Raw genomic sequence first — 22,037 nt, 5'->3', positions numbered from 1 at the left:
TCCGCCGCCTAGCATGATGAAAATCCTTAAAAGTTTCGTTGAGTATCCTCATCTTCATGTCGTCCGTCATTTATCCATTTCTCTAACTCACAAGGAGGCAGCACATGCGTAACGTGTTGGCACTAGGAGCGGCACTTCTTCTTGTCGGCTCCGTGAGTGTGGCCATGGCCCAGGAGCGCTTACAGTCCAACCAACAGGGGATGGGCGTCGGCGCAGGCGTCGGAGATGTTTCAGGGTCCTCCACTCGGGTAACCACATTCGATCGGACCAATTTCATCGAGAGACTATCTCAGCCAGAGACGATCTATGGCCGAGTTCTCGCCGTCGATATTCCTGGGAACAAGATGCACTTAGAGACCGGTGGAAGCTCGCATGATGAAGGACGGGCTGGAACTGGGGCCATGAGTTCTCTGACCGTGTATCTGGATGATAAGACAAATATGGAGGCCATCAAGGCTCTCCAAGCTGGTGACGATGTCACGCTACAAGTTGTCGAAGCGACGACGTCCACTCAACAGTTCGGGACAGGACGCAAGCTCGTCCGTGAGGTGTCGGTGCTTCGTGCCAACGAGAAACTGGCTGGCTTCGGTGGGCTGGGACAGCGCCCCAATCCGATGACCGAGCGTGGAATCGAAACCAACAGCGGTGGTGTCACAGGTGGTCCGGTCGGAGGAGTGCTACCCGGCACCGCCACTGGAACTGTAACAACCGGCATTTCTGAGTTTACCGGTGCTGCGCCGTGCTGGAATTGTGAACCGCAGCCAGGGTGGGGTTACCAGACGGTTGCGCCTGAAACCAAGGTCCAGAACAAGTCGGACTACGGCACGGACGTTGCCAAGCCGAATCTTGTAAAGGGTCTGCAATAAACCACCAGTAGCATCATCGTGATGTGTGAGAAGGGGCAGCGTCAGCTGCCCTTTTTTTTGCCATTTTTTCCTCGGAAGGACAATCCTTGCGAGGTTCTCGTCTCCTTGATAGGATCCAGGCGAAGATAGACTACTGCTTGGGCTGTACGCTGATGAAAAACACCCACGACTCCCTCCCACCAAAGGACTCAACTGGATCCATCCAACCAGATGTGGAGTTGGACCTCCGAGGCGTGATCTGCCCCTACAACTTCGTCAAAACCAAACTGAAGTTGGAAACGATGGAGGGGGGGCAGATTCTGTCCGTACTTCTCGATGATGGAGACCCAATCCGGAACGTGCCTCAAAGTGTTCGCAACGAAGGCCACACGATTCTCTCCCAGGAACAAATCGACCGTGTGCATCGGGTGATCATCCGCAAGAGCGCTGCAGGTTAAGCGGGACTGCTATGCCCCGATCGTCGCGTGGGTCGACGATGCGAGGACAAACCTTCGATCACAACGGTCACGGTGTCTGCCTTTGGGGAGCGCCGCACGTGTTTCAACAGCGTGCTGGGTGTTCCCTCAAGCGTCTTTTCCCCCGATTTCGTTAAGTTCTGGGCAATGGTCACCCTCCTTGTCGGAAGCGTCCGTGCGAGGGCAATGAGCATGGGCGCAATGCTCTCGGATGCCATGAAAACCACGACTGTTCTCCGCTCATTTCGAAGTCCTGAACAAAATTTCGTGAGGGAAGTTTTCAACCGTGGCAGGTGTCCCTCAAAGAGTACCGAGTCTCCGGAGTAGCCGGAAATCGCGACGGCTGCGGTCAAGGCCGATGGACCGGGAACGGACCGAACCGGGATTCCCGCTCTGTGTGCTTCCTGAATCAATCGGCATCCCGGATCATAGATCACGGGTGTACCGCAATCGGATACGAGCGCGACGTGACAGCCGTTCTTGAGGCGATTCAGGAGAATGGCAATTTTTTCATCACGATTCCGAGGCCCATAGCTCGTAACGGTCCCGGTGGCGCGGTGATGTGCGAGGAGAGTCTGGGTTACGACCGGATCTTCCGACGCGATCAGGGCTACAGTCTTTAAAATCCGGAGCGCACGAACGGTGAGGTCGTCCGGGTTGCCAATGGGCGTGCTCACCACGTAGAGGGTGCCGAATCGGGCTGATCCGGACGGTCGATCGCCGTTATTTCGGGACTTTGGTTGACTCCCTTCTCGAACCATCGATATAATTCCTCTCCTAAAGACTGATCAGTTTGTCCTTACAAGTTGCGGGGATAGACCTCGATGGCCGCCGTGTTTTTTATGGTGACGATGGCGCTCTATTTTGGCGCCACTGTCTTATTTCTGGCCTATCTTCTCCGGCGTGCTGAAGCGCTCTCCACTGTGTCTCTCGGCATCACCGCGGCCGGTTTCTGCACGCACACCGTGGCTATTGTAGCCCGGATGATGGGAGCAACAGGAGGTTCACCACCGACATTCCATGAAGCCCTCTCATTTTTCTCATGGATGCTCGTCCTCGTGTTTCTCGCAGTGGAGTTTCGCCATCGGATTCACGTGCTCGGCTCGTTTATTGTCCCGCTCGCGCTCGTTTCCCTTGTCTCAGCGGCTGCGCTCCCCGATACCGCCCCCACGCTCAGGCCAATGTTTGGCACCTTGTGGGTCCATGTGACCTTGAGCATGTTGGGCACGGTCGGATTTGCCGTGGCGTTCGTAGCCGGTGTGATGTATCTGATTCAGGACGGTCTTCTCAAGTCCAAACGGTTTAACGTGCTGTATTCGAAGCTGCCCGCGTTGGATTTCCTGGACCAATTGAATCAGCAGTCGATTGTCATGGGGTTTCCGCTGCTCACGCTCGGCATCATCACCGGCGCGATTTCGGCCGAATTCGTTCAAGGATCCTATGTGAGCTGGAATCCCGAGCAAACGTGGGCCCTGGTCACCTGGCTGTTTTATTTCGCTGTGCTCGTTGGACGGCTGACGGTGGGTTGGCGCGCGAAGCGGGCCGCCTATCTGACCATTATTGGATTTGCAGGAGTCATTCTGACGCTTGTCGGTGTCGTGCTGAAGAGTTATGGACCGGTCTCTTAACATGCACATTGTTGTCGTCGGACTCAGCCATAAAACAGCTCCGGTGGAAGTGCGGGAAAAGCTGGCGGTTCCCGAAAGCCGCTTGGGTGAAGCCTTGGCCAGGCTTTGCTCCTATTCCGGTGTGAGGGAAGGTCTGCTGCTTTCGACATGCAATCGTGTCGAAGTATATGCGGTGGTCGACGACATTGAGGCGGGGTACGGCCGCATTCAGGAATTTCTGGCCGATGCGCATCTTTCGCTGCCTTCCGAGGAGCTGACGCCGCATCTCTATTGGCATTCGGGAGATCGTGCGATCGGCCACCTGTTCCGCGTCGCTGCGAGTCTCGATTCCATGATCGTCGGCGAATCTCAGATCCTCGGCCAATTGAAGGATGCGTTCGAGGTGGCATTGACCCATAAGACAACCGGCGTGATCTTGAACAAGGTCGTGAAGAAGGCCATTTCCGTCGCGAAGCGGGTCCGGACCGATACGAAGATTGCGGAGATGGCGGTGTCGGTCAGTTACGCCGCAGTGGAGTTGGCGAGAAAAATATTCTCCGACCTCTCCGGGAAAACCGTGCTCTTGGTCGGGGCCGGTGAGATGGCGAAGCTGGCCGCACGGCACTTTGTGGCCAACGGCGTCCGACATGTCCGCGTAACCACGCGGAGCCCTCACCATGCACTGGAATTGGCTGACAAGTTTAACGGCACCGCGGTGCCGTTCGAACAGTTCGGAGAAGACATGGCATCGGCTGATATCGTGCTTGTTTCCACAGGGGCGGCGCATTACCTCATCGGCAGCGACGATGTGCAACGAGCGGTCAAGCAACGTATGAATCGTCCGATGTTCTTGATCGATATCTCGGTTCCACGCAACATCGATCCGTCGGTTCGCCATGTGGACAACGCGTTTTTGTTCGATATCGACGACCTCAAACTCAGAGTCGAGCAAAATATGGAAGATCGGCTGCGCGAAGCGGAGAAGGCCGAACAGATGGTGAGCGAGGAAGTGAAAGTGCTCCGGCAATGGTTCCAATCACTCGAGGTCACTCCCACCATCGTGGCGTTGAAAAATCGTGTGGATGACATCAAGCGGGTTGAATTAGAGAAGGCACTCGGACGGCTCTCTCATCTTTCGATCCAGGAACGAGAGCTGGTCGAAGGCATGGCCTCTACGATCGTGAACAAGCTGATTCACAGTACGCTCGTGACATTGAAAACCGAGGTCAACTCATCCGATGGTGTTGCGTTTGTGGAGGCGGCCAGGCGGTTCTTTAACCTCGGGGAGACCTCATCTTCGGACCAGAATGGGCTCTCTTCTTCATCGGCTGCTGAGTCCGACCACGAAAAGGGGGACGACGAACCGCGATTTGAAAGTCTGAGATCCCCATCAATTATCCAGAACCCACGAGGGACAGGGAAGTAATGTCTATGTCGGGTTTGATCGCGCGGCTGTGGAGGAACGTCAGGACACGAGAGAATGCTTCGCCGAAATTGTTCACCTGTCCCAAATGTCGGGCGACGTATCTCGGCTATGGGTCTCTCCCGGACTGCCCGCGGTGTGGATATGACTATCGAGGGCAAGAACGATTCCGGTGGGATTTGCTCGTGTACTTACTCTCGATCCTCGGCCTCATCAGCTTTCTCCTGGTGTCGTCATCCTATCGTAGTATTTTAGGCGAGCCTTCTACTGATCGCGTGCGATTGTCGGGCGGTGAGGGAGCCGAGAAGTTGCCGGGGTCGGATCGACCCGCGACGTTTCGTACCCCGTACCATGAGCCGGCTCGATGAAAGGAATCCATGGTCGTCTCGATCCCTGAGCGTTCCACCATTGTTCTCGGGACGAGAGGCAGCAAACTGGCGGTGCAGCAAAGCGAATGGGTGCAGGCCAGGTTGAGAGCACTTGCGCCAGAGGTCACGGTGACCTTGCGGCGGATTCAAACGTCCGGAGATAAGATTCTCGATGTTCCGCTGGCGAACATCGGAGGCAAGGGACTGTTCGTCAAGGAAATTGAAGAGGCGCTGTTGGCCGGTGAAATCGATCTTGCCGTCCATAGCATGAAGGATGTACCGACCCAATTGCCAAAAGGACTGGCCATCCTCTGCGTTCCTCAGCGTGAGGATCCCCGTGACGCGCTGATCAGCCGAACCGGGTGTACGTTTAAAGATCTTCCACACGGGGCAAAGGTCGGCACGAGCAGTCTGAGACGTCAGGCGCAATTCCTTCATGCGAGGCCGGACTTGAAGATTGAAATGCTGCGGGGCAATTTGGACACGCGACTCAGGAAACTGCGGGAAGGCCACTACGATGCCATCGTGCTGGCAGTTGCGGGGCTGCGCCGACTCGGCTGGACTCACGAAATTACGGAGTATCTCGATCCGCACATCAGTCTGCCCGCGATCGGTCAAGGGGCGCTGGGGATCGAAGGCCGGCAGGACGACGTCCTGGTCCGTTCGTTGCTCAGTCGATTGGACCATCCCTTGACGAGAGTGGCGGTATTGGCGGAGCGAGCGTTGCTGGATCGACTCGAAGGCGGGTGCCAAGTGCCCATCGCTGCGCATGCGACAGTCAGCGGAACGGGTTTGCGGCTTGAAGGACTTGTGGCCAGCGTGGACGGCAAAGAGATGATTCGAGACGTCGTGGAAGGTACGACCGAGCATGCCAGCGACGTAGGTAGACAGCTGGCAGAGCGATTGCTGGCTCGCGGAGGGGACAAGATTCTCAAAGCGATCTACGGGACGGCATGACGACATCAATGCGACGTGGAAAGGTATTTCTGGTCGGAGCGGGACCCGGTGATCCAGGGCTCATCACCATTAAGGGGAAGGAATGCCTTGAGCGTGCTGATGTCGTCATCTACGATTATCTGGCCAATCCGGATTTGTTGAAATACGTTCCGGCCACTGCAGAACGAATCTATGTGGGCCGGCGTGGACGAGGACAGTACCAAAACCAGGCGGATACCAATCGCGTCCTCATCGAGCGGGCCAGGGCCGGGAAAATTGTCGTTCGGCTGAAAGGCGGCGATCCATTTGTTTTTGGCCGGGGAGGGGAGGAAGCAGAAGCGGTGGCAGCGGCCGGAGTGGCATTCGAGGTCGTGCCGGGGGTGACTGCGGCGGTGGCTGTCCCGGCCTATGCAGGAATTCCCGTCACCCATCGAACCATGGCCTCAACGGTCACGATCGTGACTGGTCATGAAGATGCTGAGAAACCTTCTCCTTTGTTGGAATGGCCGAAGCTTGCCGGTATGTCGGGTACGCTGGTGTTCATGATGGGGATGAAAAACCTCTCCACGATCGTGGCCAATCTACTGTCGGAAGGACGTGCCCCTGATACTCCGGTCGCGCTCGTGCGTTGGGGGACGAGAGCCGATCAGCGGACGATCGTGGGAACCTTATTGGATATCGTGGGAAAGGCCGAAGCGGCCCGATTCGAACCACCAACTGTCATCATCGTCGGGGAAGTTGTGCGCCTGCGGAAGCAGCTCAACTGGTTCGAGAAGCGGCCGCTGTTTGGAAAACGTGTCATGACGACGCGGGCTCAAGAGCAGGCCGTGGAATTTTCACAGCTGCTTATGGCATATGGGGCAGAACCGGTTGAACTGCCGACTATTCTCCTTGTCCCGCCCGACACGTGGAAAATTGTCGACGAGGCCATCGGCCGAATCACTCAGTTTGATTGGTTGATCTTCACCAGCGTGAACGGTGTGAAGCCGTTCATGCAGCGTGTGCAGGCCCTTGGAAAGGATGCGCGCACGTTTGCCACTCTCCGAATCGTGTGTATCGGGCCCAGGACCGCCCAAGAACTTGGACGATACGGATTGAAGGCTGATGTCATTCCGGTTGAGTATCAGGCGGAAGGGGTGATTGCAGCCTTGAGCAAGGTGGGCGTGCGAGGGAGTCGAATCCTTATTCCTCGTGCAGAAGTGGCTCGTGAAATCTTGCCGGATCAGCTCCTTGAATTGGGCGCGCGGGTCGAAGTCGTTCCGGTATACCGAACAGTTATGCCACATGTGGATATAGAACCATTCAAGCAGCAACTTCGAGAGGGCCGGATCGATGTTGTCACGTTTACGAGTTCCTCGACCGTGCGGAACCTGGTCGAACTCCTCGGAGGCGCCGAGTCAGCCCGACACCTCATCGGCCACACCGTGGTTGCCTGCATCGGGCCGATTACTGCGAAAACCGCTGAGGAATACGGCCTAGCCGTCGCCATCGTGCCGACTGAAAACACGGTGCCGGCGCTGGCAGAGGCCATTGCAAAGCATTATAGTGAAGGAGTCGGTGTGGGGATGACCACATCGCGATAATATGTCCGTCGTCGATCTGTTCTGATCATCGGAGGGAGGGTATTCATGGTTCCAGTGAAATCATTCATGGTGCCGAGAGAAAAGTTCGTGACAGTGGCACGGGACACGGATGCACAAACGGCTGCTCGCATCATGCGCGACCGCGGCATCGGAAGCCTGTTTGTCACCAATGAGCGGGAGATCATCGGTATCCTCACGGATACGGATATGATGCGCCGGATTGTCGCAGCAGGAGCCGATGCGACCAAGACGAATGTGGAGCAGATCATGTCCGCTCCGATTTTGACGATCGAAGAAAATAAAACGCTGTTGGACGCCAACGATCTCATGGCGCAAGCCCATATTCGCCATTTGGGTGTGACGAGGGACGGTAAGTTGGTCGGCATGATCTCAGTCCGCGATCTCGTCGTGTTTCTGACGAATCTACCGAGAAAATAACACCATGGCCTTTCCGATTCAGCGGTTGCGTCGCCTGAGGGAGCACGAGTTGCTCCGAAGAATGGTTCGTGAAACTAGTTTGTCGCCGGCAGACTTCATCTATCCGCTGTTTGTGGTTGAAGGGAAGGATCGGCGGGAAGAGATTGCCTCAATGCCGGGCCAGTTCAGGCTTTCGATCGACCTTTTAGTAAAGGAAGCCGGCGAGATCAAAGCATTGGGGATTCCAGCGATCATCCTCTTCGGCATTCCGAATCAGAAGGACGAACGAGGAAGCTCCGCATTCGATCCCAACGGGATCGTACAGCGGGCGGTGAAGGCGGTGAAAGACCAGGTGCCAGGTTTGCTGGTCGTTACCGACGTCTGTATCGACGAATATACCAGCCACGGTCACTGTGGGATTGTCAGGGATGGGCGCATTCTGAATGATGAAACCTTGGAGTGTCTTCGCGCGATGGCGCGAACGCATGCACAAGCGGGTGCCGATATGGTGGCTCCGTCCGATATGATGGATGGGCGGGTGGGGGCGATTCGAGCCGAGCTGGATCAAGCAGGATTCCCCGAACTTCCCATCATGTCCTATGCGGCAAAATTTGCGTCGTGTTTTTACGCTCCATTTCGGGACGCAGCATTCTCCATCCCGCAATTCGGCGACCGGCAGTCGTATCAAATGGACCCGGCCAATCGTCGAGAGGCGCTGCATGAGATCGCCCTCGACATCGAAGAAGGGGCCGACATTGTCATGGTCAAACCGGCGCTGCCCTATCTCGACGTCATCGCGGCCGCGCGAACGCAGACGTTGCTGCCAATCGCCGCCTATCAGGTGAGCGGGGAGTACAGCATGGTCAAGGCAGCGGGCAGAGCCGGATGGCTCGACGAATCGCGTGCCATGATGGAATCCTTGCTCGCGATCAAACGGGCCGGTGCGGATGTGATCCTCACCTACTTTGCCAAAGACGCAGCCCGGCTACTACACTGACCACGATGCTGAAAGTGACGCGTGGGCTTTCCGACGCCAGTCCACGTGCCCATCCTGTCGCCACCATCGGCAATTTTGACGGCCACCATCTCGGCCACCGGCTGTTGCTGCAGACCGTGGTGGAGTCGGCTCGCAAATCGCAGGGGACGGCGCTCGTGTTGACGTTCGAGCCCCATCCCGTCAAAGTTCTCGCTCCGCACGTCGAACTGCTGTATCTGACCAGTCCGGAGGAAAAACTGGCTCGCTTTGAGGCTGCCGGGATCAATGAAGTTGTCTTGCTGGAATTTACTCCGGCCTTTGCCTCGATGACACCAGAGCAATTCGTCGATCGCGTCCTGCACCAGCAACTCAAATTGGCGGAACTCTTTGTCGGTGAACATTTTGCATTTGGGAATGGGCGGGCCGGTCGTATCGCTGATCTCATTCAATTCGGCGGCCAGTACGGATTTCAGGTCTATCCAGTCAGGCCGGTGGTGGTTGAAGGAACGGTGGTGAGCTCCACGCGGGTTCGTCAGCTTATTCAGGCAGGAGAGATGGAACGAGCCGCGGTGCTGTTGGGGCGCGCCTATGGGATCCGAGGTACGGTCGTTCATGGGGCTCAGCAAGGACAAGCCTTAGGGTGGCCCACCGCCAACCTCCGCCTTCCACTCCACCGCGTGATGCCGCCGGACGGAGTCTATGCCGCGCGGACCGTTTATGACGCGCAGATGTATGAGGCGATTGCGTACATTGGGACAAGACCAACATTTGGAGAGGGAGAGCGTCTGATTGAGGTGTACCTGCTGGATCAGTCGTGTAATCTCTATGGTAAAGAAATTACCGTTCAATTTGTCGCGCGAGTGCGAGATGACCATGCGTTCGCTTCCGCGGACGAGCTGTCGAAGCAAATCACCCGCGATGTCGAACAGGCACGGCTTAGCCTCAAACGTTTTCCTGAAGGAATGCAGGAAGCATGACGATGGAGACGACGATCAACAAAAAAACGTCCACGCCAAATGTTCGTCCCGCCCTTCTGAACGAAATGGTCAGAACGGTCAGGGAACGAGCGTTGTTCTTGCCTGGTCAGCATCTTCTGGTGGCTGTGTCGGGGGGACCTGATTCAATGGCATTGCTGTCTTTGCTCCATCGGTTGGCCCAGTCCTGGCGCCTCTCTCTGACGGCGGTCCATTTTAACTATGGTCTACGTGGAGAGGAATCGGATGGAGATGAATCATTCGTTCGCACCTGGTGCGACGAACGACGAATCCCTCTTCTGGTTCAACGGCCGATGTTGTCCAAGAAATCTCGAGCTTCTTCGCTGCAGGCCGCCGCTCGAGAGGTTCGCTATGCCGCCATGCGACGGATCGCCCGCGATCTGAGGGTTGACCGGATTGTTGTCGGGCATACGGCGAACGATCAAGCTGAGACGATGCTGATGTGGATGTTGCGAGGGGCAGGGTTGAGTGGGTTGGCCGGGATGCCGTATAAGCGGGAGGGCCTCATCGTTCGCCCTCTCTTGGCCTCGACTCGAAAAGACATCCTGACATATCTCGATCAACAGGGGGTGCCCTACCGATCTGATTCAAGCAATGAGAAGCCTCTATACCGCCGTAATCGGATTCGAATGGAGATCATGCCGGCCTTGGCAAGGCTGAATCCGGCCGCTGTCCGTGTGCTCCAGCGGCATGCAGAGTTGCTTCGAGACGAGGAAGCCTATTTGGAGCAGATGGTAGATGGGCTGATGTCGTTGGTCGTGAGCAAGAGTGACGAAGGGCGTCTGCGATTGGACCGGCAAGGGATCGCGGTTCTTCCTGTGGCGTTACAACGGCGGCTGATCCGTCGGGTTCTTCGGGATTGCGATGAGCAGGAGCGGGCCTCCGGCTTGGACAGTATCGAAACCGTCCGACGATTTCTTCTGAAGGGACAATCGGGGAATCGATTGACGCTGCGATCCGGCACTTTGATTCAGAAGCAAGATTACGCCGAACTCTCCCGTTCTCGAGACGGGCGTCTCACAGGTGTGTCTGCTGAGGATCGAGGCTTGACCGAGGCATGCCGTTTGACCGTTCCTTCGGTAGCGTACTGGGGTAGAAGGAATTATCAATTTCAGGTACAACTCATGCCGCGCGATGAGGCAGTGCGATTGCCTCTGGAGCGGTCGGTTCATCGGGCCTTGTTTGACGCGGATCGATTCTCGACGCCCCTCTTTGTAAGGACGTGGCAAGCGGGGGATCGTTTCTGTCCAAAGGGAATGAGAGGGCGCACCAAGAAACTCCAGGATCTGTTTACTGATTTGAAGGTTGGACGGGAAGAACGAGCGGACATTCCGCTTGTGGTGGCACCTGAAGGAATTCTCTGGGTTGTTGGAAAACGACAGGACGATCGGTTTGTTCTGCGTGATTCGACAACCAGGTGTTTGGTTGTTACGGTGACGGGTCAACGGGAAGGAGCGCTGTAGGATGGAACGACTTTTCGGTCGGCCGATTGTGACGCAAGAGGAAATGCGCACCCGGATTCGAGAGCTTGGCAAGCAAATTACGGCCGACTATTCCGGGAAAGACTTTGTGCTCATCGGGATTCTAAAAGGGGCGTATGCGTTCTATGCCGATCTTGCCCGGGCGATCAGAATTCCTATGCGGGTCGATTTCATCGTCGTCACCAGTTATGGGGCACAGGCAAAGACATCCGGCAAAGTGAAAATGGTAACCGAGCCGACCGAAGACATTAAAGGAAAGGACGTCTTGCTGGTGGAAGACATCGTCGATTCCGGTCTGACGATCCAATACCTGGTCAAACAGCTGTCGAAACGCAAACCACGGTCGGTGAAGGTCTGTACGCTGCTCAGCAAGCCGGAACGCCGGACGATCGACGTTCCGTTGGCTTACATAGGTTTCAACATCCCGGACAAATATGTGGTCGGCTACGGGCTAGATTACCAGCAAAAATACCGGAACCTGCCCTATTTGGCGGTGCTCGATATGGATGGAAAGCGGGAGTAGAGTTTGGCCGGACGGTTGTCAGTCGGAATACCCTTGTGTTAACATCACCGAAGTTTGCGGTTTTCTTCGCTGGTTAGGCTTGCTGCCTATAAGGAGAGCTGGATGAATTCCAGAGCAAAGAACCTTCTTTTTTGGGTCGTGGTCGGGCTCTTCATGATTCTTCTGTTCAATCTGTTCAGCGTTCCGACGCACGCGCCGGAAGAAGAAGTCATTTTCAGCGATTTTATGGCCAAGCTCGACAAGGGCGATATCGAAAAAGTCATTATCAAAGCGAGCCATATCAGCGCGATTCTCAAAGATAAGACTCGCATTCGAACCTACTCTGCGGAATACCCGGAACTCGTCAAAGTCCTTCGGGAAAAGGGAGTACAGATTGAGGCGAAGCCGCCGGACGAAAGCCCTTGGTACATTACGTTTCTCGTGACATGGGGACCGTTCGTTCTGTTCCTAGGTCTCTGGTTCTTCTTGATGCGCCAGATGCAGATCGGTGGCAACAAGGCCTTATCGTTCGGGAAAAGCCGCGCTCGGATGCTGACGGAAGAACGGAAGAAAGTGACCTTCTCCGATGTGGCTGGTATCGATGAAGCGAAAGAGGAAGTGCTAGAGATCATCGAGTTTCTCAAGGATCCGAGGAAATTCCAAAAGCTCGGCGGCCGTATCCCCAAGGGGGTGTTGATCGTCGGTCCCCCCGGAACCGGGAAAACCTTATTGGCAAAAGCCATTGCAGGAGAAGCCGGGGTCCCGTTCTTTAGCATCAGCGGGTCCGACTTTGTGGAAATGTTCGTGGGGGTTGGCGCATCCCGTGTTCGTGATCTGTTCGAACAGGGGAAGAAACACGCGCCCTGCATCATTTTCATTGATGAGATCGACGCTGTCGGACGACTCCGTGGCGCAGGGCTGGGTGGTGGCCACGACGAGCGGGAACAGACCCTTAACCAGCTGCTGGTCGAAATGGATGGGTTTGACACCACGGAAGGCGTCATTTTGATCGCGGCGACCAACCGCCCGGATGTGCTAGATCCGGCATTGTTGAGACCGGGTCGGTTTGACCGACAAGTCGTCGTGAACCGACCGGATTTGCGCGGACGTACGGAAATTCTCAAGGTTCATACGAAGAAGGTGCCGGTTGCCGTGGACGTTGAACTGGAGAAGATTGCTCGTGGCACGCCGGGATTCTCCGGGGCCGATTTGGAGAACCTCGTGAACGAAGCGGCTTTGTGGGCGGCCCGTCAGAACAAGAAGGAAGTCGAACTGGTCGATTTTGAGATGGCCAAGGACAAAGTCCTCATGGGAGCCGAACGGAAGAGCATGATTCTGAGCGATGAGGAGAAACGGATTACAGCCTATCATGAAGCTGGCCATGCTCTTATGGCGAAGTTACTTCCCGGCACGGACCCCGTTCACAAAGTCACGATTATTCCCCGTGGGCGTGCGTTGGGCGTGACCATGCAGCTGCCGACGGACGATCGGCACAACTATTCGAAGGAATTTCTCTACAACACGCTGGCCATTCTGATGGGTGGACGTGTGGCGGAAGAACTCGTGTTGAAGAACATCACCACCGGAGCTGGAAACGATCTGGAACGGGCGACCGACTTGGCCAGAAAAATGGTGTGTGAGTGGGGAATGAGCGAGAAACTGGGACCGCTCACGTTCGGCCGAAAAGAGGAAGAGATTTTCCTGGGGCGAGAAATCGCGACGAAACGCGATTTCAGCGAGCAGGTTGCGCTGGATATCGACAGCGAAATCAAACGGCTTGTGAGTGAAAATTACGAACGGGCCAAACGGCTACTTACTGACCACATGCGCAGTCTAAAAGCATTGGCAGAAGCACTTTTGGAAAAGGAAGTGCTTGATGCGCCGGAGATTGATCAGATTCTCATGCAGTCCACGTCTCAGACCGTACCTGCCTAATCACTGCATTCCGTCATCCCGCAGCTCCTTATCGGGGCACAGGAGTTGGGGGAGACACACAGAGTTTCCGTTCGTGTTTGGAAGGAAATCCTACCCAGGCTTGCTCGTGTGTTTTTGCGCGCATGAAACGGGCAGAACGAGATCGAGGTTACCATTCAAATAGGAGCTATCGGGTTCATGAGCGGGGTTGACGATCCGTGATTCTGCGGGCCAAAGATCGAACCATCGGGGTCAGTGATCGCCCTTTGGTGATGGGCGTGGTTAATGTCACTCCTGACTCATTTTTCGACGGAGGGAAGTATGCGACGACGGATGCCGTAGTCCGCCATGCACTTCAACTCACGGAGGAAGGGGCCGACTTGCTGGACATCGGAGGTGAATCCACTCGTCCCGGTTCGGACTCTATTGAGGCGGGAGAAGAACTCCGACGCCTGTTGCCAGTCGTGACGGCTGTGGCAAAGGCGGTGACCATACCAATCTCAGTCGATACGAAGAAATCAACAGTGGCGCGGGCTGCGCTGGAAGCGGGAGCGGTGATCATCAACGATGTGACCGCACTGCAGGCTGATGCGGCCATGGCGGATCTGGTGGCGGCGACGGGGGCGGGAGTCGTGCTCATGCATATGCGGGGGATGCCAAAGACGATGCAGGAAGCTCCGTCGTATGACGACGTTGTCGGCGAGGTGACGGAATTTTTCCGGGAACGCGTCAAGTTCTGTAGAGAACGAGGGATTGGACAAGACCAGATCGTGCTTGATCCGGGGATAGGATTTGGTAAGCTGCTGGTACATAATCTGACGTTGCTAGGACAACTTGAGTCCTTTGCTCAGTTTGGCCGACCGATTCTGGTTGGAGTATCGATGAAAGCGTTTATCGGACAAGTACTGGGCCGCCCGTTGGAAGAACGGTCTTGGGGGACGGCAGCAGCAATCGCCCTTGCAGTCAGCAAGGGAGCCGGAATTCTTCGTGTCCATAATGTCAGAGGGATGAAAGAGGTCGTGGCCATGGCGGCGGCGATCACGCGGTACGCCAACGCATCCGCGCGAGTCCAACATGCGTAAATTGTTTGGCACGGACGGAGTTCGAGGGGTCGCGAATCTCGAACCCATGACGAGTGAGACTGCGATGCAGCTTGGCCGAGCTGCCGCCCATCTCTTCATGCGTCGAGCCGGGCGCCACCGGATCGTCATCGGCAAGGACACTCGCGTCTCCGGTTATATGTTGGAGTCCGCGTTGACCTCCGGTATCTGTTCGATGGGGGTTGACGTGCTGTTGGTCGGTCCGATGCCGACTCCGGCTATCGCCTTCCTCACCAGAAGCCTTCGGGCCGATGCCGGTGTGATGATTTCGGCATCGCACAACCCCTATCAAGACAATGGGATCAAATTCTTTTCAAATGACGGTCTGAAATTGCCAGATGAGATGGAAGCGCGCATCGAGCAACTCATCGTGTCGAATGAAATCAGCCATCTCCGTCCGACGGCCGATGCGATCGGCAAGGCATTCCGTATCGACGACGCCGAAGGACGCTACATTGAGTTCGTCAAACGGTCGTTGCCAAAGGATCTGGACTTTCAGGGCATCACGCTGGTTGTCGACTGTGCCCACGGGGCCGCCTACAAAGTGGCGCCTGCTATCTTGCGCGAGCTCGGTGCGACAGTGAAGGTAATCGGAAACAGCCCTGACGGGATGAATATCAACGCTGGCTGTGGAGCCGTCCATCCCGAACTTGTACAGAAAGCCGTGTTGGAGCATGGCGCTCATGTGGGGATCGCGCTGGATGGTGACGCCGACCGAGCCATGTTTGTGTGCGAAAAGGGAAATGTGATCAACGGAGATCATATCATGGCGGCGCTGGGAATCGACCTTCATCGACAGGGTCGCTTGGCGAAGCAGACTGTCGTGGGTACCGTGATGAGTAACTTCGGTCTTGAGCTGGCTCTCTCAAAAGCCGGGATCACGCTGGCCCGAACGGCGGTGGGAGATCGCTACCTCCTCGAACGGATGTTGGGTGACGGTTTCAACTTCGGTGGGGAACAGTCCGGGCATTTTATTTTTCTCGATCACAACACGACGGGCGATGGATTGGTTTCTGCCTTACAGGTATTGTCGTTAATGAAGCGGACGCAAAAACCTTTGTCCGAGCTGGCCCAAGCGATGACGGCAGTTCCGCAAGTCTTGGTCAACGTTCAGGTGTCTCACAAGCCCAATCTTGATACGGTTCCGGATCTCGAGGAAGCGATCCGCGCGGGCGAACGTCGTCTGAACGGAAGCGGGCGGGTGCTGGTTCGATATTCAGGAACTGAATCGTTGTTACGCATCATGGTTGAGGGCGAACGCGACGCCCTTATCCAGGAAGTTGCGAATCAGTTGGCCCAGGTCGTTCGAACCCATCTAGGATAATCATCACTCCCCTCAAGTGAGGGAGGCCAATGCTGCCGTCCCTCACCTTTGCTTTCATCGCCGGACTTCTCGTCGGGTCACAGGTTCCCTATTTCCCGCTGGTGATCTCCTGCGTACTGCTGCTCGTTGCTTTTGTTAGTGTCGCCGTCGAACGTTCCGCTTTGATTCCCACTCGTCTCAGGTCGTGGTGGTTTGCCTGCCTGCTGGCGGGTATCGTCTATTGGACGGCGATGGCTGGGCCCGTTGTTCGTGATCCCGGTGCGACTCAATTCGATGAGGCTGTCCTGGACGTGAGCGGACGGATCATAGTGCCTGTTCAACAATCGTCTGATCGCATGCTGCTGATCGTGAGGCTAGACGAGGGGACCTCGGAATCGCGACCTTTCCAACGTGTCAGACTGACATGGCGGGCGCCGGAGCGGCAGGTCTTCCACGGCGACCGGATTGGGTTCCACGCGCGCCTACGCCCTCCAACAGGCTCATCGAATCCGGGAGGATTTGATTACGCGGCGCATCTCGAGCGTCAGGGTATTGATGCGGTGGCCTCGGTGACCGGAGCGGACGCGGTTCAGGTTCTGCAATCGGGTTTGACCGACGGACGGTGGACGATTTGGAATCAAATTGATCGCTGGCGAGGGCGCATTCGAACGGCTGCGATCCAAACTCTCTCTCAGCCGGCCCTTGGTTTATATCTGGGAGTCGTCATTGGAGACCGTGGTTATTTTGACGGATCGCTCCGCGACGAATTCATGGTAACGGGGACGGTCCACCTGATCTCGATTTCTGGATCCCACTTGGGTCTGGTCGCCATCGTCGTGTTTGTAGCAATCCGCCGAGGGCTCCTGCTGTTACCGGGCGGATGGCTGCTCCGACTTTCTCGATACATGACGGCAACCCAACTGGCGGCACTGGGCACGATTGTGCCGGTCGTCGGCTACGCCTGTCTTGCCGGTGCAGAAGTGGCCACGTTGCGCTCCTTGATCATGGTGTTGGTGGCACTGTTGGCCCTTTGGCTTGGACAAGAACGTCGCATCTTTTATGCTCTGGCGGTAGCGGCTCTCGTTCTGCTCCTTCCCGATCCACAGGCGGTGTTCGACATCTCATTTCAGCTGTCGTTTGTGTCAGTACTCGCGATCGCTGGATGGATGGTGTGGTCGAGTGAGTCACGGACAGACGATGTTGACGAACGATCCCGTCCTGTCACGTGCAAAATTTTGCGGTGGGGCCAGGATGCGATCGTGATGAGTGGCGTGGTCACGATAGCCACACTTCCGTTGGTCGCTTTCTATTTCAACCAGATTCCTTGGCTTGGCGTCATCACGAATCTCGCAGCAGTGCCGATCACCGGCGCCGTGCTTGTCCCTTTAGGTTTGGGTGCCGGCGTCTGGCAGCTGATGGCTGGTGAAATGCACTTGCCAATGGCTGGAGTGATGCAATGGCTCTTTGACGGATTCATATCGGCTGTCCGTGTCACCGCCACGATTCCCGGAGGAGAATGGCATGTGGCGGCGCCGGCCCTCGTTACTATAGTGACGTTTTACGGATGTCTCGCTCTGGCTGTTTGGTTCAGTGGTGGACGGCTTATTCGAGGAGTTGCCATCGGAGGTGTTGCGGTTATCTTGCTGTGGTGGATCTGGTCGCCCAGGTTGTGGCTTGACGGGGACCGGTTTCGGATCACATTTTTGGATGTAGGACAGGGTGACAGTGCGGTCATTGAATTGCCTGATAAAGAGGTCATTGTCATTGACGGTGGCGCGGCCTACGAGCGATTTGATATGGGGCGAGGCGTTGTGGCGCCCTATCTATGGAACCGAGGGATCCGGACGATCGATCATCTCATCGGTACGCATCCCCAACTGGATCATCTCGGTGGACTGACCTGGTTGATCCGACACGTTCCTGTCAAAAGGTACTGGGGCTCCGGCGAGCGACGAGACGAAATCTTCTATCAACGATTTGTCGACTCATTACACGAGAAAGGACTCGAGGAGCACGTTGCCCATGAGGGGCAAGAGATTGTAGCGGACGGTCCCTGTAGGCTTCTCGTGTTGAATCCGCCGATGGTTCAATCGACGCACGCGAACGGAGCGACGACTCGGAGGGTCGGGAGCATCCTCAATAACCGATCGGTCGTCAGCCGATTGGAGTGCGGCAGGCACTCATTTTTGTTTGCCGCTGATGTTGAACAGGATGCTCTGTCTCGCACGGAGCGACAACCATTTATGCAATCGGTTGAAGTGGTAAAGGTGCCTCATCACGGAGCAGTGAGTTCCCTCGATGAGGAATGGTTAACCTTGTTGCGCCCCACGTACGCCGTGGTGTCAGCCGGTAGGTATAACCCGTATGGACACCCGAACCCCAAAGTTCTCCAGGCCTATTCAGGGCAAGGGATCAAAATCTTGCGCACGGACGAGGACGGAGGAGTCTGGATCACAGGCAAGTTGTCAACTTCCATGCTCTCAATTCATAGGACCCGAGATAAAAAATTGGAACCGATACGGCTCTCAGCGTGTGTGTGGAGCTGTGAACAAGCCAATTGGAGTCGAGTCTGGAGACGGGTTGTTGACGGATGGCAAGATTAAACAAAGATGCACCGACAGACTGTACAATCAAGGTCATCCATGACGGTTTTCGGCACTGTTTCCACATCTCCAGGTTGAGCCCTTACGCATAAGGCTTCAATTTTATTCATATCTGACCGAATGCTAGCAAGGCATAGCATGTGCAGCCCTCACAACGCACCCGTACGTGCAGGCTTACCAAGGGAGTCGGGTATGCCCTCAAAACTCGTGCGAATTGTCATTCAGCTACCCGCAGACCTGAAAGTACAGTTGGATAATCTGAAACAACAAGGTTATACGACCAGCGGATTCATCCGAGCCATGCTTGAACGAGAGCTGGCCAAGCTTGATCCGAAGCCCCTCCACTCTGTCTCGAATGGAAAACGCGCTGGCGCACGTTCCTGATTTCTCCTTGCCTCACCCGTAAGCTGTCACCCTCGTGCCATTGGGGTTCATCTCGCTGGGCCTTGCACTCTCGGTTCATTCTCGCTACAAGATGACAACATGGTTCCTACGGTTGAATGGAGCGATGGCGCAGTTCGCCTGCTCGATCAAAGCCGCTTGCCTGAGTCCGTCGAGTTTCTCGATTGCCGAGAGTACCAAACAGTCGTGCGAGCAATCCGTGACCTTAAAGTCAGAGGGGCTCCTGCGATTGGAGTGACCGCGGCAATGGGGATCGCGCTGGGAGCGCAGGCGGTGAAGGCGACTGTCTGGAGCGAATTTGAAACCGCCGTCCTTGCGATTTGTGACCAGCTCGCTGCGACGAGGCCGACCGCTGTCAATTTGTTTTGGGCGATCGATCGGATGAAGCGGAAACTGGGTGAACTCCGCAGTCAGTCGATCGTATCCATCAAAGCAGCCTTGGTCGCTGAATCTCAGGCAATCCTTGACGAGGATATTGCGCTCTGTAAAGCGATGGGTCGGCACGGGGCAGAATTAATTAAACACGGCCAGACGGTGCTTACCCATTGCAACGCCGGCGCGTTGGCGACGGCCGGGTATGGTACTGCGCTCGGTGTGATCAGAGCGGCGTGGGAACAGGGGAAGCAAATCAGGGTCATTGCCGACGAAACCCGCCCCGTGCTGCAAGGCGCACGACTCACAGCGTGGGAACTGATGCAGGACAAGATTCCGGTGACGTTGATAACCGACAATATGGCCGGTGCCCTGATGCGCAAGGGGAACATTCATCTCTGTGTCGTTGGGGCCGATCGCATTGCAGCCAACGGCGACGTGGCCAACAAGATTGGAACTTATTCGGTAGCGGTGTTGGCGAAGGCCCACAGAATTCCCTTTTACGTTGCGGCACCCTATTCGACGATCGATCTCAAGACCAAGTCCGGGGACGACATTCCGATCGAACAGCGCAACCCAGCGGAAGTGACCTCCATCCACGGAAGTCATCCCGTCGCCCCGGCCGGTGTCGACGTATACAATCCCGCCTTCGATGTCACGCCGGCTGAATACATCACCGGTATCATTACTGAACGAGGGGTGTTCCCACCGCATGAACTCGCTCGAACATTTTCCAGCTGATCCGTGCTCTTCTTGCAAGGTCCGTAGGCCATCCTTATAATGAGATCGTTGCATTGGGTCATCTTCGGCTACTGAGAGGGGAGGAATACTTCAAGCAATGAGTGAACGAACGCTCGCGATCATCAAGCCTGATGCGGTAAAAAAGCATGTCATCGGTGACATCATCAGCCGGTATGAGAAGGCAGGGCTCAAGCCAGTCGCGATGAAACTAATGCATCTGTCGAAAGCAACAGCAGAAGGATTTTACGCCGTTCACAAGGCCAGGCCGTTTTTTGAGAGCCTGTGCACCTTCATGTCGTCCGGGCCAGCCGTTGTTCTCGTGCTGCAGGGCGAGAACGCCATCAAGAAGAATCGAGAAATCATGGGGGCGACGGACCCGGCAAAGGCTGAGAAGGGGACGATCCGCGCCGCACATGGGGCCAACATCGAATATAACGCCGTCCACGGATCGGACTCGCCGGAGACGGCGCGATTCGAGATTGGGTACTTTTTCTCAGAAATGGAGCTCGTTCGATAGCGTCACTCAAGTGGGCATGACACGTCTTGCCAGTCACCTTCACACATCTTCGAGGGGCGATACTCCGGTTCGGAGGACTTATGATGCTGCCCCTCACCGCATGCCACCATACTGCCTATCCCGTTGCACCTTCTATTCCGCCGGTCGAATCCGGAATTAATCTGCAGCTCGATACCCAGACGAGGTCTCTCGAGGAAGCCTACCGCGCCTATGTTCAAGGCCGATATTCCAAGGCGTCGATACTGTTCAAGCGGTTCATCGAGGCCAATCCACAATCTCCACGACTCAGTGAAGCCCGTTGGTGGCTGGCTCGATCCTACGAAGCGCAGGGCAATGTCCCAGGCGCAATCGCTGAATATCGAACGTTGGCAGGGGCTTCTAGTCCGCCGAACGATTCCGCCTCCGGCTACCAAGCTCATGCCGTCCGACGGCTCGATGCCCTCATGCAGAATGGCGGGACCGCTGTTTTGTCGGAGATGCGCTCGGTCGTCTTGTCGGTGAGCTATGTTGATTGGAGCCGGATCGCAGATCTCTCTTCTTGGATCGCGAAGGTGCGCAAGGCGGGCGTCACGACCTTATTGATCGATGCCGGGACATCCATGGCTGATCTGGATCGGTCTCCCGCCACAGGAGTGTATTTCAAAACATCCGTGGTCCCGCTTATCGACGATTTGCTGGGCCGCGTGATTCCGCTCGCCCACGCAGAAGGAGTCGCTGTCTTCGCTCGGCTGGACCTCCATCAAGCGGCCTGGATGTCTCCCAACCCAGAGTGGGTCAATGCAGTTCGAGGCCCGAGCGCACTACTGTCACAATCGAGTAGTTTGGTGGACGTTCTCAATCCGGAATACCAGCAAACAGTCAGCCGTATCGTCGACGATCTATGTCGAACCGGCATCGACGGACTGGTCTTGCAGGCCAGAATGAAAAAAGGATTCGCGGAGGAAATCAGCCCAACGTCCTGGGCTGTGTTTGAACGGCAATTTGGCTCATCGACCAAGGGAGAACCCCCCAGTCCATCATTTTGGAGATGGGCAGGGTGGAAAACGCGCAGCTATCTCCGATTTGTCGGGCAATTACGGGATCAGGTACGCCGAGAGCGGTCGACTCGTAGTATGGTGATGACTGTTCATGCAAGCGCAGTTCTGGATCCGAAAGCATCGCTGATCGATTACGGGGAGGACCTGCTCGAAACCAGACTGAGAGGATTCGATGCTTTAGTACTTCTAGAGTCGGAAGCTTCGACCGGAGGCGGGATCGGTCGGACGGAACTCGTGAAACGGCTGGCTCAGGCGACGACGGGAGAGCGACCCCTCTGGCTCGGTCTGGCACTCACTCGATCGGATCCGGATATGATACCAGAGGCAGTTACCACGACGCTGACTGCAATGTCAGAACAACCTCACACCCCGCTCGTCCTGATGAACGGGGCAGTCGTTCCTTGACAAAACGGGCACTGTGCCACTACGATCCGCACGC

At 56.1% G+C, this 22,037-nt stretch carries 21 protein-coding genes; 20 read left to right on the top strand and 1 reads right to left on the bottom strand.

The annotated features are described in order from the left end of the window. Positions 1 to 104 precede the first annotated feature (104 nt). Complete coding sequence (locus tag VEI50_12555; protein ID HXX75952.1) at positions 105 to 866, top strand: hypothetical protein; 762 nt, start codon at positions 105 to 107, stop codon at positions 864 to 866. A 152-nt stretch (positions 867 to 1,018) separates the two neighbouring features. Further along, a complete protein-coding gene (locus tag VEI50_12550) occupies positions 1,019 to 1,303 on the top strand; it encodes a sulfurtransferase TusA family protein (protein ID HXX75951.1) in 285 nt (94 codons plus the stop codon). On the opposite strand, the gene VEI50_12545 is transcribed toward VEI50_12550, so the two are convergent. After that, entirely contained in the window at positions 1,300 to 2,082 is a 783-nt protein-coding gene (locus VEI50_12545) for a ribosomal RNA small subunit methyltransferase I (protein ID HXX75950.1), read from the bottom strand. The two genes, VEI50_12550 and VEI50_12545, sit on opposite strands and share 4 nt — an antisense overlap. A 63-nt stretch (positions 2,083 to 2,145) precedes the next feature. Between VEI50_12545 and ccsA the strand changes: the two genes are divergently transcribed. The 18 genes from ccsA (at position 2,146) to VEI50_12455 (ending at position 22,003) form a co-directional block, all read left to right on the top strand. Further along, positions 2,146 to 2,949 carry a cytochrome c biogenesis protein CcsA gene (gene ccsA / locus VEI50_12540; protein HXX75949.1) on the top strand — a complete coding sequence of 268 codons (804 nt, stop codon included), beginning with the start codon at positions 2,146 to 2,148 and terminating at the stop codon, positions 2,947 to 2,949. Next, positions 2,933 to 4,354, top strand: a complete 1,422-nt coding sequence (hemA, locus tag VEI50_12535) for a glutamyl-tRNA reductase (protein ID HXX75948.1) — start codon at positions 2,933 to 2,935, stop codon at positions 4,352 to 4,354. Before ccsA ends, hemA begins: the two co-directional genes overlap by 17 nt. A gap of 5 nt (positions 4,355 to 4,359) precedes the next feature. Then, positions 4,360 to 4,719 carry a hypothetical protein gene (locus VEI50_12530; protein HXX75947.1) on the top strand — a complete coding sequence of 120 codons (360 nt, stop codon included), beginning with the start codon at positions 4,360 to 4,362 and terminating at the stop codon, positions 4,717 to 4,719. A 9-nt stretch (positions 4,720 to 4,728) separates the two neighbouring features. Continuing rightward, positions 4,729 to 5,676 carry a hydroxymethylbilane synthase gene (gene hemC, locus VEI50_12525; GenBank protein ID HXX75946.1) on the top strand — a complete coding sequence of 316 codons (948 nt, stop codon included), beginning with the start codon at positions 4,729 to 4,731 and terminating at the stop codon, positions 5,674 to 5,676. Beyond that, positions 5,673 to 7,238 (top strand): uroporphyrinogen-III C-methyltransferase, encoded by a 1,566-nt coding sequence (cobA, locus tag VEI50_12520; GenBank protein ID HXX75945.1) that lies wholly within the window; start codon positions 5,673 to 5,675, stop codon positions 7,236 to 7,238. The genes hemC and cobA overlap by 4 nt, the downstream gene beginning before the upstream one ends. A 45-nt stretch (positions 7,239 to 7,283) precedes the next feature. Continuing rightward, the gene (locus VEI50_12515; protein ID HXX75944.1) at positions 7,284 to 7,676 is read left to right on the top strand and encodes a CBS domain-containing protein; all 393 of its coding nucleotides are present in this window, start codon (positions 7,284 to 7,286) and stop codon (positions 7,674 to 7,676) included. A 4-nt stretch (positions 7,677 to 7,680) separates the two neighbouring features. Then, positions 7,681 to 8,652 (top strand): porphobilinogen synthase, encoded by a 972-nt coding sequence (gene hemB, locus VEI50_12510; protein ID HXX75943.1) that lies wholly within the window; start codon positions 7,681 to 7,683, stop codon positions 8,650 to 8,652. A gap of 5 nt (positions 8,653 to 8,657) precedes the next feature. Then, on the top strand, positions 8,658 to 9,608 hold the full coding sequence (locus VEI50_12505) for a bifunctional riboflavin kinase/FAD synthetase (protein HXX75942.1): 951 nt from the start codon (positions 8,658 to 8,660) through the stop codon (positions 9,606 to 9,608). 2 nt (positions 9,609 to 9,610) lie between these two features. Then, positions 9,611 to 11,089: a tRNA lysidine(34) synthetase TilS gene (gene tilS, locus VEI50_12500; GenBank protein HXX75941.1), complete on the top strand. Its 1,479-nt coding sequence runs from the start codon at positions 9,611 to 9,613 to the stop codon at positions 11,087 to 11,089. A gap of 1 nt (position 11,090) precedes the next feature. Then, on the top strand, positions 11,091 to 11,630 hold the full coding sequence (hpt, locus tag VEI50_12495) for a hypoxanthine phosphoribosyltransferase (protein ID HXX75940.1): 540 nt from the start codon (positions 11,091 to 11,093) through the stop codon (positions 11,628 to 11,630). Between the two features lie 102 nt (positions 11,631 to 11,732). Beyond that, on the top strand, positions 11,733 to 13,544 hold the full coding sequence (gene ftsH / locus VEI50_12490; protein ID HXX75939.1) for an ATP-dependent zinc metalloprotease FtsH: 1,812 nt from the start codon (positions 11,733 to 11,735) through the stop codon (positions 13,542 to 13,544). A gap of 197 nt (positions 13,545 to 13,741) precedes the next feature. Further along, positions 13,742 to 14,605: a dihydropteroate synthase gene (gene folP / locus VEI50_12485; GenBank protein HXX75938.1), complete on the top strand. Its 864-nt coding sequence runs from the start codon at positions 13,742 to 13,744 to the stop codon at positions 14,603 to 14,605. Next, positions 14,598 to 15,947, top strand: coding sequence for a phosphoglucosamine mutase (gene glmM / locus VEI50_12480; GenBank protein ID HXX75937.1), 1,350 nt, complete (start codon positions 14,598 to 14,600; stop codon positions 15,945 to 15,947). The genes folP and glmM overlap by 8 nt, the downstream gene beginning before the upstream one ends. Before the next feature lie 29 nt (positions 15,948 to 15,976). Further along, complete coding sequence (locus VEI50_12475) at positions 15,977 to 18,529, top strand: DNA internalization-related competence protein ComEC/Rec2 (GenBank protein ID HXX75936.1); 2,553 nt, start codon at positions 15,977 to 15,979, stop codon at positions 18,527 to 18,529. 192 nt (positions 18,530 to 18,721) lie between these two features. After that, positions 18,722 to 18,913 carry a hypothetical protein gene (locus VEI50_12470; GenBank protein ID HXX75935.1) on the top strand — a complete coding sequence of 64 codons (192 nt, stop codon included), beginning with the start codon at positions 18,722 to 18,724 and terminating at the stop codon, positions 18,911 to 18,913. A 99-nt stretch (positions 18,914 to 19,012) separates the two neighbouring features. Beyond that, entirely contained in the window at positions 19,013 to 20,044 is a 1,032-nt protein-coding gene (gene mtnA / locus VEI50_12465) for an S-methyl-5-thioribose-1-phosphate isomerase (protein ID HXX75934.1), read from the top strand. 97 nt (positions 20,045 to 20,141) lie between these two features. Next, positions 20,142 to 20,561 carry a nucleoside-diphosphate kinase gene (gene ndk, locus VEI50_12460; GenBank protein HXX75933.1) on the top strand — a complete coding sequence of 140 codons (420 nt, stop codon included), beginning with the start codon at positions 20,142 to 20,144 and terminating at the stop codon, positions 20,559 to 20,561. A gap of 80 nt (positions 20,562 to 20,641) precedes the next feature. Continuing rightward, positions 20,642 to 22,003, top strand: coding sequence for a tetratricopeptide repeat protein (locus tag VEI50_12455; protein ID HXX75932.1), 1,362 nt, complete (start codon positions 20,642 to 20,644; stop codon positions 22,001 to 22,003). The last annotated feature ends 34 nt before the right edge of the window (positions 22,004 to 22,037 follow it).

This window comes from Nitrospiraceae bacterium (assembly GCA_035623075.1).
Lineage (GTDB): Bacteria > Nitrospirota > Nitrospiria > Nitrospirales > Nitrospiraceae > DASPUC01.
This window is presented reverse-complemented; position numbering and strand designations above follow the sequence as displayed.

Excerpts from the sequence above, each read along its gene's own strand:
- VEI50_12555 (HXX75952.1), top strand. The coding sequence starts at position 105 with ATGCGTAACGTGTTGGCACTAGGAGCGGCACTTCTTCTTGTCGGCTCC.
- VEI50_12550 (HXX75951.1), top strand. The coding sequence starts at position 1,019 with ATGAAAAACACCCACGACTCCCTCCCACCAAAGGACTCAACTGGATCC.
- VEI50_12545 (HXX75950.1), bottom strand. The coding sequence starts at position 2,082 with ATGGTTCGAGAAGGGAGTCAACCAAAGTCCCGAAATAACGGCGATCGA.
- ccsA (HXX75949.1), top strand. The coding sequence starts at position 2,146 with ATGGCCGCCGTGTTTTTTATGGTGACGATGGCGCTCTATTTTGGCGCC.
- hemA (HXX75948.1), top strand. The coding sequence starts at position 2,933 with ATGGACCGGTCTCTTAACATGCACATTGTTGTCGTCGGACTCAGCCAT.
- VEI50_12530 (HXX75947.1), top strand. The coding sequence starts at position 4,360 with ATGTCGGGTTTGATCGCGCGGCTGTGGAGGAACGTCAGGACACGAGAG.
- hemC (HXX75946.1), top strand. The coding sequence starts at position 4,729 with ATGGTCGTCTCGATCCCTGAGCGTTCCACCATTGTTCTCGGGACGAGA.
- cobA (HXX75945.1), top strand. The coding sequence starts at position 5,673 with ATGACGACATCAATGCGACGTGGAAAGGTATTTCTGGTCGGAGCGGGA.
- VEI50_12515 (HXX75944.1), top strand. The coding sequence starts at position 7,284 with ATGGTTCCAGTGAAATCATTCATGGTGCCGAGAGAAAAGTTCGTGACA.
- hemB (HXX75943.1), top strand. The coding sequence starts at position 7,681 with ATGGCCTTTCCGATTCAGCGGTTGCGTCGCCTGAGGGAGCACGAGTTG.
- VEI50_12505 (HXX75942.1), top strand. The coding sequence starts at position 8,658 with ATGCTGAAAGTGACGCGTGGGCTTTCCGACGCCAGTCCACGTGCCCAT.
- tilS (HXX75941.1), top strand. The coding sequence starts at position 9,611 with ATGGAGACGACGATCAACAAAAAAACGTCCACGCCAAATGTTCGTCCC.
- hpt (HXX75940.1), top strand. The coding sequence starts at position 11,091 with ATGGAACGACTTTTCGGTCGGCCGATTGTGACGCAAGAGGAAATGCGC.
- ftsH (HXX75939.1), top strand. The coding sequence starts at position 11,733 with ATGAATTCCAGAGCAAAGAACCTTCTTTTTTGGGTCGTGGTCGGGCTC.
- glmM (HXX75937.1), top strand. The coding sequence starts at position 14,598 with ATGCGTAAATTGTTTGGCACGGACGGAGTTCGAGGGGTCGCGAATCTC.
- VEI50_12475 (HXX75936.1), top strand. The coding sequence starts at position 15,977 with ATGCTGCCGTCCCTCACCTTTGCTTTCATCGCCGGACTTCTCGTCGGG.
- VEI50_12470 (HXX75935.1), top strand. The coding sequence starts at position 18,722 with ATGCCCTCAAAACTCGTGCGAATTGTCATTCAGCTACCCGCAGACCTG.
- mtnA (HXX75934.1), top strand. The coding sequence starts at position 19,013 with ATGGTTCCTACGGTTGAATGGAGCGATGGCGCAGTTCGCCTGCTCGAT.
- ndk (HXX75933.1), top strand. The coding sequence starts at position 20,142 with ATGAGTGAACGAACGCTCGCGATCATCAAGCCTGATGCGGTAAAAAAG.
- VEI50_12455 (HXX75932.1), top strand. The coding sequence starts at position 20,642 with ATGATGCTGCCCCTCACCGCATGCCACCATACTGCCTATCCCGTTGCA.